An 11,962-nucleotide genomic window follows, 5' to 3' on the forward strand; every position below is an offset into this window, starting at 1 on the left:
GAGGCTGTACGTTGCGTACGCCCACCCCCAACTCCCCCCACATAAGCGGTAGATGGCGCCAGCTCGGTTCGGCAGCCGCCGCCACCGCCGCGCTCCTCGTGGCCGGCTTCGGCACCGCGGCGCACGCCGACGCGGCCGCCGCGACCGCCACCGCGACCCACAAGGTCAGCGCCAAGGCCATCGCCGCCCAGGTCGCCAAGGCCCACGTCCAGTACGAGAAGGCCGGCTGCGGCGCCACCCCGAAGGCGGGCTTCGCCGCCTGCAACGCCCTCAGGGTCACCGGCGGCACCACCGCCTTCATGGAGAGGCAGGCCGCCCTCAGGGGCGTCACGCCGAAGACCGTCAAGCCGAACGCCGCCTCCGACTCCCCCACCGGATACGGCCCGAGCGACATCCAGTCCGCCTACGGCCTGACGGACGCCGCCGCCTCCAACGGCTCGGGCGAGACCGTCGCCATCGTCGACGCCTACGACGACCCGAACGCCGAGGCGGACCTGGCCACCTACCGGTCGTACTACGGCCTGTCGGACTGCACCACCGACAACGGCTGCTTCAAGAAGGTCTCCCAGACCGGCTCCACCACCTCGCTCCCCTCCGCCGACAGCGGCTGGGCCGGCGAGGAGTCCCTCGACCTCGACGTGGTCAGCGCGACCTGCCCGAACTGCAACATCCTGCTCGTCGAGGCGAAGTCGGCGTCCGACGCCAACCTGGGCACCGCGGTGAACGAGGCCGTCAAGCTGGGCGCCAAGTTCGTGTCCAACAGCTACGGCGGCTCCGAGTCGTCCTCGGACACGTCGTACGACACCTCGTACTACAAGCACGCGGGCGTGGCCATCACCGCGAGCGCCGGTGACGAGGGCTACGGCGCCGAGTACCCGGCCGCCTCCCGCTACGTGACCGCCGTCGGCGGCACCGCCCTGAAGACCTCCTCCAACAGCCGCGGCTGGACCGAGTCGGTCTGGAAGACGTCGAGCACCGAGGGCACCGGTTCCGGCTGCTCCGCCTACGACGCCAAGCCCACCTGGCAGACGGACGCGAGCTGCTCCAAGCGCATGATCGCCGACGTCTCCGCGGTCGCCGACCCGGCCACCGGCGTCTCGGTCTACGACAGCTACGGCTCCGACGGCACCGGCTGGAACACCTACGGCGGCACCAGCGCCTCCTCGCCGCTGATCGCCTCGGTCTACGCCCTGGCCGGCACCCCGGGCAGCAGCGACTACCCGGCCGAGTACCCGTACGCCGCGGCCGGCACCTCCGCCCTCAACGACGTGACGAGCGGCAACAACGGCACCTGCTCCACCTCGTACTTCTGCACCGCGAAGTCGGGCTACGACGGCCCGACCGGCTGGGGCACCCCCGAGGGTCTCGACGCCTTCACCGGCTGAGCCCCGCACCGATTGACCTCCCCGTCGGGTCACGGGGAGCCGCCACCGTGAGGGGGACGTGGGGTCCCCTCGGCGGCAGGGAAAGAGAAACGGGCCACGGCATCCGGCCGTGGCCCGTTTTTCACGTGCCCGACGGCTACGGTTTCTTGTCCTTTTGCAACTCCCGTGCGTCTGCTGTGAGTTGCGTCAAGCACCCGTCACCCGCGAGCCAACGCCCCGCCATCGAAGGGTCACGCGAAGGCCCCGTTCGGCAATGCGGAAGTCAGGATTCCAGCAGCCTCTTGTTGTCGCGTACTCAACAAAGGATTCTCTTCGCGGGCCGCCGCCCTCGCCGCCGAACCCCCATACCGACGGCGAAAGCACCAGATCGCACCCGCACCGCCCCTGTTCCCACCCCCAAGTACCGGAACTCAGGAGGCTGCACGCATGCGTTCCACTCCCCCCGCCAGACCGTCCACCCGCAGCGGCCGGCGCCGGATCGGCGCCGCCGCAGCGGCCACGGCCGCGCTGGTGTTCGCCGGCTTCGGCACCGCCGTCCAGGCCGACGCGGCACCCTCGGCGTCGTCCAAGGTGACCTACACCGCCACCCCCTGTGCCACCCCCAAGCACACGGGCGAACTCGCCTGCAACTCCTACCGCGTCACCGGCGGCCTCACCGCCTACCAGAAGCAGCAGGCCGCAAAGACCGGCATCACCCCCAAGGCCGCCGACGCGTCCACCCCCTCCGGCTACAGCCCGACCAACCTCCGGTCGGCCTACGGCCTCACCTCCGCCGCGGCCTCCAACGGCTCGGGCGAGACCATCGCGATCGTCGACGCGTACAACGACCCGAACGCCGAGTCCGACCTCGCGACCTACCGCTCGTACTACGGCCTGTCCGCCTGCACCACGGCCAACGGCTGCTTCAAGAAGGTCAGCCAGACCGGCTCCACCACCTCGCTGCCCTCCTCCGACTCCGGCTGGGCCGAGGAGATCTCCCTCGACCTCGACATGGCCTCCGCGATCTGCCCGAACTGCAACATCCTGCTCGTCGAGGCCACCAGCGCCACCATGGCCAACCTCGGCACCGCGGTGAACGAGGCGGTCACCCTGGGCGCGAAGTTCGTCTCCAACAGCTACGGCGGCAGCGAGTCCTCCTCGGACACCTCGTACGACTCCTCGTACTTCAACCACACCGGTGTCGCCATCACCGTCTCCGCCGGTGACAGCGGCTACGGCGCCGAGTACCCGGCCGCCTCCCGCTACGTCACCTCGGTCGGCGGCACCAAGCTGTCGACGTCCTCCACCACCCGCGGCTGGACCGAGACCGTCTGGAAGACGTCCAGCACCGAGGGCACCGGCTCCGGCTGCTCCTCCTACGACGCCAAGCCCAGCTGGCAGACCGACACCAGCTGCACCAAGCGCATGATCTCCGACGTCTCCGCGGTCGCCGACCCGGCGACCGGCGTCTCCGTCTACGACTCCTACGGCGTCACCGCCGGCTGGTACACCTTCGGCGGCACCAGCGTCTCCGCGCCGATCATCGCCGGCGTCTACGCCCTCGCCGGCACCCCGGCCAGCGGCACCTACCCCGCCCAGTACCCGTACGACTACGCGGGCACCTCGTCCCTCAACGACGTGACGAGCGGCAGCAACGGCTCCTGCTCCGTCTCGTACTACTGCACCGCCACCACCGGCTACGACGGCCCGACCGGCTGGGGCACCCCCGAGGGCATCAGCGCCTTCGCCAACTAGTAACGGCTACTCCCCCCGACGGGTCGCGGCAACCAGCCGCGGCCCGTTCGTCATGAGAACATCGGGACGGTGGCATTCACCCGACTGGCCGTCAAAAACCCCGCCAGGTCGCAAAAGGGCACAACGACGGAACTACACCACAGGTTCCGCCCAGGCCTCATTGCCCGGCGTGACCTGCCGTGATACACAGAGTGACCGTACGACCCCTTCGTGCGAAACCCGCCAATCAATGACGTCAAGTCGACATACTCCGGCGGCGTTGTCGGCGAGAATGATGCGTGACCTCTGCACCGGGCAGGGGCGGACAGAACTACCCACCAGGGGCGGTGACTTACATGTTCCTTGCAGCCGACAAGGGTGACATCAACACCATCATCGGCGGAATCGCTCCGGACTGGGGCCCCTTCGGCAGCCTGGGCAACGAAGCGAAGACGATGATCCAGGTGGTCATGGCCGTCGCCATCCTGCTCTGCCTCGGCATCGCCGTCTGGGGTGCCGCCAAACAGCGCATCGGCGCCACGGCCCTCCGTGACACCTTCAGCGCCGAACAGGGCAAGGGCCTCATCATCGCCGGACTGACCGGGGTCTTCATCATCGGCTCACTCGGCACCCTGTTCACCATCGTGTACGGCATGGCCGTCTAGCTGCCTGGACCTCCGTATCCCCCGCTCCGAGGTTGCGTCTCCCTGATGTCGAGTCACCACACCGCGCCCGCGCGGGAACCAGCACGGCTACCGTCGTACTGCTACGCGTTCCGGTACGACGTGGAGGGGGAGTACCCGGCATGAGCCTCGGAGACGAGCCCGGCTACCCGGAGACCGGCCACACCCGCACCCGGCTGCCCGAGGGCGACCCGTACGGCGGCGCCTCCCGGCGCGGCGGCCGCTCCTCCTCACGGAGCCTGGTCACGGTCGTCGGCGTGGTCGTCCTCCTCATCGCGGCGATCGCCTTCGCGAACAGAGGCGGCAACAACGGCTCCTCGGACACCAGCGGCAACGCCGGCACCGGCAACAACGGCGGACCTGCCACCTCCTCGACGGCGGCCAGCGGGACCAAGCCGGTGGAGGCGAAGAGCGACGGAATCCCGACGGGATACGCGCACAGCCAGCAGGGCGCACAGAGCGCGGCGGCCAACTACGCGACGGCGCTGGGCTCCGACGGCATGTTCATCACGGCCACCCGGCACGCGATCGTACAGACCGTCGCCGACCCCAGCGTCGTGAACAGCATGCTGTCCGGCTTCGACGCCGACTACTCTGCCGACTTCCTGAAGAAGGCCGGCCTCAACACTGACGGCACCGCCCCCCAGGGCAGCACCTTCGTCAACCGCACGCTACCCGCCGGCACCAAGGTCACGTCGTACAGCGACGCCGCCGCCACCGTCGAGGTCTGGTGCAACGGTTTGTTCGGCATGGCCGGCGAGAAGTCCACCAACCCGGTCACCAGCAACTGGTTCACCATCACCATGAAGCTGAACTGGAGCGACGGCGACTGGAAGGTCCTGGAATCCAGCCAGACGACCGGTCCCACCCCGGTGACCGGAGACAACCCCGTCTCCGGGACCGACGAGATCAGCAAGGCGGTCCAGGAATTCGGAGGGTTCACCTATGCCCGCTAGCCAGCACCGCGTGCTCAAGCTGACCGGCCTGGTGGCCTCCGTGCAGGCCTCCGCCATCCTTCTGGCCACCCGGGCCTTCGCAGACCCGTCACCGACCGCCACCCCCTCCGGGACCCCGTCCGCCACGCCGAGCAGCAACAACTGCGCCGGAATCACCGGCCCGTCCCTGCAGCTCTGCGAGAGCGGCTCCGGCGGCAGCAGCGGCTCCACCACCGATCCCCTCACCTCCACCCTCGACCCCCTCGCCTCCCTCGGGCAGGGCTGCGCCAAGGCCGCCTCCTGGACCATCGACAAGCTCAGCGGCGCCGTCAAGGAGACCGCGAACGTCGACTTCACCAACGAGAAGTTCCTCCAGCAGTACGCCGTGGTCTTCGCCGCGTCGACGATCCTCACCCTGCTCCTGTGGCTGCTGGCCGTGGCCAAGCGCGCGGTACGAGGCGTCCCCCTCTCCACCGCCATCTCCGAGGCCATCGGCTTCCTCTGGCTCACCGTGCTGGCCTCCGCCTTCACCCCCCTGATCCTCTACACGGTCGTCTCGGCCACCGACGGCGTCACCGACGTCCTCGCCAAGACCACCGGCGACCAGACCGACACGTTCTTCGGCACCTTCTCCGGCGCCCTCAGCAAGGGCACCGACATAGGGGGCGGCCCGATCATGCTGATCGTCGTCTCCCTCGTGAGCATCCTCGCCGCCGGCGTCCTCTGGCTGGAGCTCGTCATCAGGGCCGCCCTGCTCTACGTCGGCGCCCTCCTCGGCACCGTCGTCTACGCCGGCCTCGTCGACAAGAACCTCTGGGGTCACGTCCGCCGCTGGGCCGGCATCATGATCGCCGTCATCCTCGTCAAGCCGGTCATCGTGATAGTGCTCGGCCTCGCCGGCGCCCTGTCCTCCGACGGCGGCCCGGACTCCTTCTCCGCGGTCGTCTCCGGCCTCGCCATCATCCTGCTCGCCATCTTCGCCAGCGCGATGATCTACCGCTTCGTGCCCGGCTTCGGCGACGAGATCGCGAACGGCCGCAGCAACCGCATCATGCAGGGCGCCGAGGGCAAGGCCGCCGCCGTCATCAGCAGCCCCGCCAACCTGGTCGCCCAGGGCATCAGAACCCACAGCGCCCGCACCGACAACAACGGCGGCGGGAGCGGCGGTTCCGGCGCCTCCGGAGCCCGCCCGGCCAACCCCGCCTCGGGCGGCGTCGCCGCGCACAGCACGCGCACCCCGAACGGTGGTGGCGGCGGAACTGTCCCCTCCGCCGCACCCGCACCCCGGGCGCCCAGCCCGGTGAACACCCCGCACGCCAGCAACACCCGCAACAACAGCTCGGGAGGTGAAGGGCGTTGACGACAGAGTCCCACCTGTCCCATCCGATCACGCCCCGCCGTACGTATCTCATCGGCCGCGCCCGGCCGAACGCGATCATCGGCAGGAACCGTGAGTCCGGCGAGATCGTGCTCATCATCGCGGGCGCGTTCCTCGGCATGATGTGCGGGCTCCTCGTCCCGGTGCTCTCCCTGCGGATCGTGCTCCTGATGGGCTTCCCCCTGATCGCACTGGCCGCGGTCTACGTGCCGTACAAGCGCCGCACCTTCTACAAGTGGTTCGAGATCAACCGCAGTTTCAAGCGGACGCTGCGCAACGGCACCGTCTACCGCTCCACCGCCTCCGAGGCCGGCACCCGCCTCGACGGCCGTGAGGTCGAGATCGGCCCGCCGCCCGGCATCGGCCGCATCACCTGGCTCGCCGCGCCCTTCGGCCCCGACGAGATCGCCGTACTCCTGCACGCGGACCGCAAGACGGTCACCGCCGCCATCGAGATCGAGGGCCCCGGCGTCGGCCTGCGCGACTCCGAGGACCAGGAGGCCCTCGTCGACCGCTTCGGCACCCTCCTCAAGCACGTGGCGAACGGCGACGGCTTCGTCACCCGCCTCCAGATGCTCGCCCGCACCCTCCCGGCCGACCCCGACGCGCACGCCAAGGACGTCGCCCAGCGCGGCGACGACAAGGCCCCGGACTGGCTGTCCCGCTCCTACGACCAGCTCCAGTCCATGGTCTCCACCAGCAGCGAGCAGCACCGCGCGTACCTCGTCGCCTGCATGCACTACTCCCGCGAACTGGCCGCCGAGGCCCAGGCGATGGCCCGCGCGTCCCGCCCCCAGGCGGGCCGCAAGCTGGACCGCGACGCCGGTCTCGCGGTCGTCATGGCCCGCGAACTGACGGACATCTGCTCGCGCCTCCAGGAGGCGGACATCCGCGTCCGCCAGCCCCTCGGCCAGGGCCGCCTCTCCTCGCTCATCCACTCCATGTACGACCCGGACCACCCCATCGACCACATCCAGGCCATGACCCAGCGCAACGCCTGGCCGGCCGAACTGGACGCGATGGAACCGACGTACCTCCAGGCGAAGACCCGCGAGTCCAGCACCCGCGAGCCCTGGTGCCACGCCACGGCCTGGGTGAAGGAATGGCCGATGACCCCGGTCGGCGTCAACTTCCTGGCCCCGCTCCTGGTCCACACCCCGGACGTCATCCGCACGGTCGCCGTCACCATGGACCTCGAACCCACCGAGGTCGCCATCGAGCGCATGCTCACCGAGAAGACGAACGACGAGGCGGAGGCGTCCCGCGCCGCCAAGATGAACCGGACCGTCGACCCCCGCGACATCGCCGCCCACAACCGCCTCGACCAGCGCGGCGAGGACCTGGCCAGCGGCGCGGCCGGCGTCAACCTGGTCGGCTACATCACCGTCTCCTCCCGCACCCCGGAGGCCCTCAACCGCGACAAGCGCACGATAAGGGCGTCCGCCGGAAAGTCGTACCTGAAACTGGAGTGGTGCGACCGCGAGCACCACCGCGCCTTCGTGAACACACTGCCCTTCGCCACCGGAATCCGAAGGTAGAGGCTGATGCGCTGATGAGGGACCCGCTGTCCGTCCTCACCGAAGCCTTCACGTCCTTCCTGTTCGGGAAGGTCGAGACGACCCGCTCCCCGGTCCGCACCTCCACCGGCCAGGCCCAGGCGGTCTACCTCCCCACGGCCGCGCCCGGCCTCGGCGACTCCGGCGTGATCATCGGCCGCGAGGTGTACTCCGGCAAGGGCTACATCTACGACCCCTTCCAGCTCTACGGCCAGCAACTCCCCGCCCCGCACTGGCTGGTCCTCGGCGAGTCCGGCAACGGCAAGTCGGCCCTGGAGAAGACCTACGTCCTTCGCCAGCTCCGCTTCCGCGACCGCCAGGTCGTCGTCCTGGACGCCCAGGGCGAGGACGGCGTCGGCGAGTGGAACCTCATCGCGGAAGAGCTGGGGATAACGCCGATCCGGCTCGACCCGATGGCCGCCCTCGACCACGGCATCCGCCTCAACCCGCTGGACCCGGCGATCACCACGACGGGCCAGCTGGCGCTGCTGCGGACCATCATCGAAGTGGCGATGGGCCACGGCCTCGACGAGCGCGCGGGTTTCGCGCTGAAGGTCGCCCACTCCTACGTCAACGAGTCGATCCTCGACCGCCAGCCCGTTCTGACCGACATCGTCGAGCAGCTACGGCACCCCGAGCCGGAGTCGGCCGAGGCGATGAACGTCGCCATAGACGACGTACGGGCCTGGGGCCTGGACGTCGCCCTGGTCCTGGACCGCCTGGTCGACGGTGACCTGCGCGGCATGTTCGACGGCCCGACCACGGTCGGCATCGACCTCGACGCCCCGCTGATCGTCTTCGACCTCTCCCACATCGACCGCAACTCCATCGCCATGCCCATCCTCATGGCGATCGTCGGCGTGTGGCTGGAGCACACCTGGATCCGCCCCGACCGCAAGAAGCGCATCTTCCTGGTCGAGGAGGCCTGGCACATCATCGCCAGCCCGTTCGTGGCCCAGCTGTTCCAGCGACTGCTGAAGTTCGGCCGCCGCCTGGGTCTCTCCTTCGTGGCGGTGGTCCACCACCTCTCCGACGTCGTGGACGGCGCGGCGGCCAAGGAAGCGGCGGCCATCCTGAAAATGGCGTCGACGAGGACGGTCTACGCCCAGAAGGCGGACGAGGCACGGGCGACCGGCCGCGTCCTCGGCCTGCCCCGCTGGGCGGTCGAGATCATCCCGACCCTGACCCCCGGTATCGCCGTCTGGGACGTCAACGGCAACGTCCAGGTGGTCAAACACCTGGTCACCGAGACGGAACGCCCGCTCGTCTTCACCGACCGCGCGATGACCGAGTCGTCCAGCGACGTACTGGCCGCGGACGACGCCTTGCTCGCCGCCGAGCTGGAGGCGGAGCAGCGGGCGGCGGCCTTCGTGGAGCAGCACCTCGGCGACTCCGAATCGACGGTGGCGTAGGGAGGCCGTTCGTGAGACCGGACCCGCGGCAGGAGCGCGACCGGCGCGATCAGCAGGGCGGCGGGATTCCCGACGGCCTGCTCATCGGCATACTCGGGTTCCTGCTCGGCATCACGATCATGGTGTGGACGGCGACGGGACTGGCGGCCTGGTTCGCCCACGGCAGCTGGCCGTCGACCGTCGACCTCTCCCACACCCCCCTCGCGATGCGCCACCTCATCGGCTCCCCGCACGACATCACGGGCGCCTGGCCGGACACACCGGCGGACCGGCTGGCCGGCTGGGGACTGTTCTGGGGCCTGTTCATCGGCCAGCTGATGGTCCTGATCGTCCTCACCGTGTTCGTACTGGGGACGATCGCCCGGTGGCGGGCCGGCAGGAGAAGACGGGCGGCGACGGCGAAGACCGCACGCGCCAACCCGGTTCCGGAGCCCCACACCGAACCGGAAAGACGCCAGGAGGCCTATCAGCCGGCCTTCCAGGAGGCCCCGCTGACGCCCGCGGTCCCGGCGCCCACCGCGGAGCCGGACCGCCCCCTGGAGGACGTCCGTCCCGCCCCCCTCCCGGCCGAAAGTGACCGGCCGGGCACCTGGACCAGAATCCACGTCGCACCGCGGGAGAGCCGGCAGACGATCGCGACCCAGGCGATCCAGGACGCGCTCGGCCCCGCCCTCGTCGTCACCTCGAACCCCGCCCTGTGGTCGGAGACGAAGGACGCCAGAGCCAAACTCGGCCCCGTCCTCCTCTACGACCCGAACCACCTCTGCGACACCCCTGCCCGCTTCCACTGGTCCCCCACGGCCCACTGCGAGGACAAGCCCACCGCGATCCAGCGCGCCCAGGCCCTCCTCGCCCCGGTCCGGCCCACCGCGAAGATCGACCAGACCGTCACCGACACGGCCGAGACCCTCCTGCGCAGCTACCTCCACGCCGCCGCCCTGGAGAACCGCACGGTGCGGCACGTCCACCGCTGGGCCCAGGGCACCGGCGTCCAGGACGCCGTACGGACCCTCCGCACCCACCCGAAGGCCGCCCCCGGCGCCGCGGGCGAGCTGGAGGCCGCCCTCACGTCCCATCCCGAACGGCGGGACATCGCCCAGGAGTTGACGGCCAGGGCACTCGCGGCCCTCTTCACGGTCAACATCCGCGAGGCCTGCACACCCAACCGAACCGATGCCCTCGCCCTGGATTCCTTCGTCGCCGAAGGGGGCACGCTTTATGTGGTCGGTGAATCCATCGAGGACCCCAGGACCAACCCCGGCGCGATGCCCCTCCTGACGGCCCTCGTCTCCAGCGTGGTCGAGCACGGCCGGCGCATGGCCGAACGGTCATCCTCCGGTCGGCTCGACCCACCACTGACGCTGGTCCTGGACGACGTGGCGGCCGTCGCCCCGCTGCCCCAGCTCCCCGACCTGCTGGCCACCGGCACCGACCAGGGCCTGCCGTCCCTCGCCCTGCTCCGCTCCCACGAACAGGCCCGCTCCCGCTGGCCGCACCGGGAACTGCCGGTCTAGGCCGGCCACTCCAGAACGAACTCGAACTCCCGCTTCCCCGCGTCCGCCTCCAGCTGCACGGTCACGCCGCTCGGCACGAACCCGGCCTTGCGGTAGGCCCCCTGGGCCCGTGGGTTGTCCTCGTGCACCAGCAGCCGCACCCGCTGAGCCCCACGCTCCCTCGCCCACGCCACACCGGCGTCGAACAACGCCTTCACCAGCCCGCTCCCCCGGTGCTCGGGCCGGACGAACACCCCCACCACATGCCCCTGCCGCCGCTCGACCAGGAACCCGGCCCAGTCCGTGGACCCGGCCTCCTCGATCAGCACGGTCACGGTCCCGGCCCACTCCCCGTCCGCCGTCTCGGCGATGAACTGGCGCGCACCACTCGGCTCCTCGGCCGAACGCGCCGCCCGCTCCCGGTAGAAGGAGTCCGGCCGCTTCAGGGCGTCGTCATAGGTCTCGAGAAACGCGATGTCCGCAACCGGATCCCGCAACGCGACGAGCCGCAGCCGCTTGACGGCCTCCCACTCGTCGGCCCGTATCGCGCGAATCACGTAATCACCGCTGGTCATAGGACTCATACGGCCACGCTAACGCCCAACGCACACCGCACTCACCTGGTTTCCCGATCGGTTCGCCGACCGGTCTGTCAGTGCCGCGGTCTACGGTGGGCGCCATGACGACTCTCCCGAACCGCCCGAACACCGCCCTGCTGATCGTGGACGTGCAGAACGGCGTGGTGGACAGCTCCCACAACCGCGACGAGGTCATCGCCAACATCAACGCCCTGCTCGCCAGGGCCCGTTCCGAGGCGGTCCCCGTCGTCTGGATCCAGCACGCCAGCGACGAGCTGAAGCCGGACAGCGCCCCCTGGCAGTACGTCCCGGAACTCGTCCGCGAGGCCTCCGAGCCGCTCGTCCACAAGCGCTACGGAGACTCCTTCGAGGACACCGAGCTGGAGTCCGTACTCGCCGAGCAAGGCATCGGCCGCTTGGTCGTCACCGGCGCCCAGACCGACGCCTGCATCCGCTCCACCCTGCACGGCGCGATGGTCCGCGGCTATGACGCGACGCTGGTCGCCGACGCCCACACCACGGAGGACCTGACCGCGTACGGCGCGCCGGCCCCGGAGCAGGTCATCTCGCACACGAACCTCTACTGGAACTGGCAGGAGGCCCCGGGCCGAAAGGGCGGCACGGTCGCGACGGCGGACGTCGCTTTCTGAACCTCTGCTGCGCCTCCCGCTGAACCTCCTGTGAACCTCCTGGAAAACGCAGAAAGGCCCACGCCAATGGCGTGGGCCTTTCCCAATATTTGTTCGGCGGTGTCCTACTCTCCCACAGGGTCCCCCCTGCAGTACCATCGGCGCTGTGAGGCTTAGCTTCCGGGTTCGGAATGTAACCG

General features: G+C 69.9%; 10 protein-coding genes and 1 rRNA gene. 9 read left to right on the forward strand and 2 right to left on the reverse strand.

Annotation, left to right across the window (positions count from 1 at the left end; genetic code table 11):
- Positions 1–11 precede the first annotated feature (11 nt).
- The 8 genes from ACFY0K_RS17160 to ACFY0K_RS17195 all read left to right on the forward strand — a co-directional run bounded on the left by ACFY0K_RS17160 (position 12) and on the right by ACFY0K_RS17195 (position 10,576).
- Complete coding sequence (locus tag ACFY0K_RS17160; protein WP_390640509.1) at positions 12–1,385, forward strand: peptidase S8; 1,374 nt, start codon at positions 12–14, stop codon at positions 1,383–1,385.
- Positions 1,386–1,811: 426 nt separating this feature from the next.
- Positions 1,812–3,119 carry a peptidase S8 gene (locus tag ACFY0K_RS17165; protein ID WP_390640510.1) on the forward strand — a complete coding sequence of 436 codons (1,308 nt, stop codon included), beginning with the start codon at positions 1,812–1,814 and terminating at the stop codon, positions 3,117–3,119.
- 335 nt (positions 3,120–3,454) lie between these two features.
- Positions 3,455–3,763 carry a hypothetical protein gene (locus tag ACFY0K_RS17170; RefSeq protein ID WP_089101683.1) on the forward strand — a complete coding sequence of 103 codons (309 nt, stop codon included), beginning with the start codon at positions 3,455–3,457 and terminating at the stop codon, positions 3,761–3,763.
- Between the two features lie 140 nt (positions 3,764–3,903).
- Positions 3,904–4,737: a hypothetical protein gene (locus ACFY0K_RS17175; RefSeq protein WP_390640511.1), complete on the forward strand. Its 834-nt coding sequence runs from the start codon at positions 3,904–3,906 to the stop codon at positions 4,735–4,737.
- Positions 4,727–6,076, forward strand: coding sequence for a hypothetical protein (locus tag ACFY0K_RS17180; RefSeq protein ID WP_390640512.1), 1,350 nt, complete (start codon positions 4,727–4,729; stop codon positions 6,074–6,076). The genes ACFY0K_RS17175 and ACFY0K_RS17180 overlap by 11 nt, the downstream gene beginning before the upstream one ends.
- Positions 6,073–7,632, forward strand: coding sequence for an SCO6880 family protein (locus ACFY0K_RS17185; protein ID WP_390640513.1), 1,560 nt, complete (start codon positions 6,073–6,075; stop codon positions 7,630–7,632). The genes ACFY0K_RS17180 and ACFY0K_RS17185 overlap by 4 nt, the downstream gene beginning before the upstream one ends.
- A 14-nt stretch (positions 7,633–7,646) precedes the next feature.
- Positions 7,647–9,062, forward strand: a complete 1,416-nt coding sequence (locus ACFY0K_RS17190) for an ATP-binding protein (RefSeq protein WP_390640514.1) — start codon at positions 7,647–7,649, stop codon at positions 9,060–9,062.
- 11 nt (positions 9,063–9,073) lie between these two features.
- Entirely contained in the window at positions 9,074–10,576 is a 1,503-nt protein-coding gene (locus ACFY0K_RS17195) for a type VI secretion protein (protein ID WP_390640515.1), read from the forward strand.
- Here ACFY0K_RS17195 and ACFY0K_RS17200 read toward each other — a convergent pair.
- The gene (locus ACFY0K_RS17200) at positions 10,573–11,139 is read right to left on the reverse strand and encodes a GNAT family N-acetyltransferase (protein ID WP_390640516.1); all 567 of its coding nucleotides are present in this window, start codon (positions 11,137–11,139) and stop codon (positions 10,573–10,575) included. The two genes, ACFY0K_RS17195 and ACFY0K_RS17200, sit on opposite strands and share 4 nt — an antisense overlap.
- 95 nt (positions 11,140–11,234) lie before the next feature.
- On the opposite strand from ACFY0K_RS17200, the gene ACFY0K_RS17205 reads away from it, so the two are divergent.
- Positions 11,235–11,783 (forward strand): cysteine hydrolase family protein, encoded by a 549-nt coding sequence (locus ACFY0K_RS17205; protein WP_390640517.1) that lies wholly within the window; start codon positions 11,235–11,237, stop codon positions 11,781–11,783.
- A gap of 91 nt (positions 11,784–11,874) precedes the next feature.
- Here ACFY0K_RS17205 and rrf read toward each other — a convergent pair.
- Positions 11,875–11,962, reverse strand: a 5S ribosomal RNA gene (gene rrf / locus ACFY0K_RS17210); the annotation flags it as partial.

Origin of the sequence: Streptomyces sp. NPDC001507 (genome assembly GCF_042894765.1) — a bacterium.
Taxonomy (GTDB): Bacteria; Actinomycetota; Actinomycetes; order Streptomycetales; family Streptomycetaceae; genus Streptomyces.

Coding starts and splice junctions, on each gene's coding strand:
- ACFY0K_RS17165 (WP_390640510.1), top strand. CDS start 1,812: ATGCGTTCCACTCCCCCCGCCAGACCGTCCACCCGCAGCGGCCGGCGC.
- ACFY0K_RS17170 (WP_089101683.1), top strand. CDS start 3,455: ATGTTCCTTGCAGCCGACAAGGGTGACATCAACACCATCATCGGCGGA.
- ACFY0K_RS17175 (WP_390640511.1), top strand. CDS start 3,904: ATGAGCCTCGGAGACGAGCCCGGCTACCCGGAGACCGGCCACACCCGC.
- ACFY0K_RS17180 (WP_390640512.1), top strand. CDS start 4,727: ATGCCCGCTAGCCAGCACCGCGTGCTCAAGCTGACCGGCCTGGTGGCC.
- ACFY0K_RS17190 (WP_390640514.1), top strand. CDS start 7,647: ATGAGGGACCCGCTGTCCGTCCTCACCGAAGCCTTCACGTCCTTCCTG.
- ACFY0K_RS17200 (WP_390640516.1), bottom strand. CDS start 11,139: ATGAGTCCTATGACCAGCGGTGATTACGTGATTCGCGCGATACGGGCC.
- ACFY0K_RS17205 (WP_390640517.1), top strand. CDS start 11,235: ATGACGACTCTCCCGAACCGCCCGAACACCGCCCTGCTGATCGTGGAC.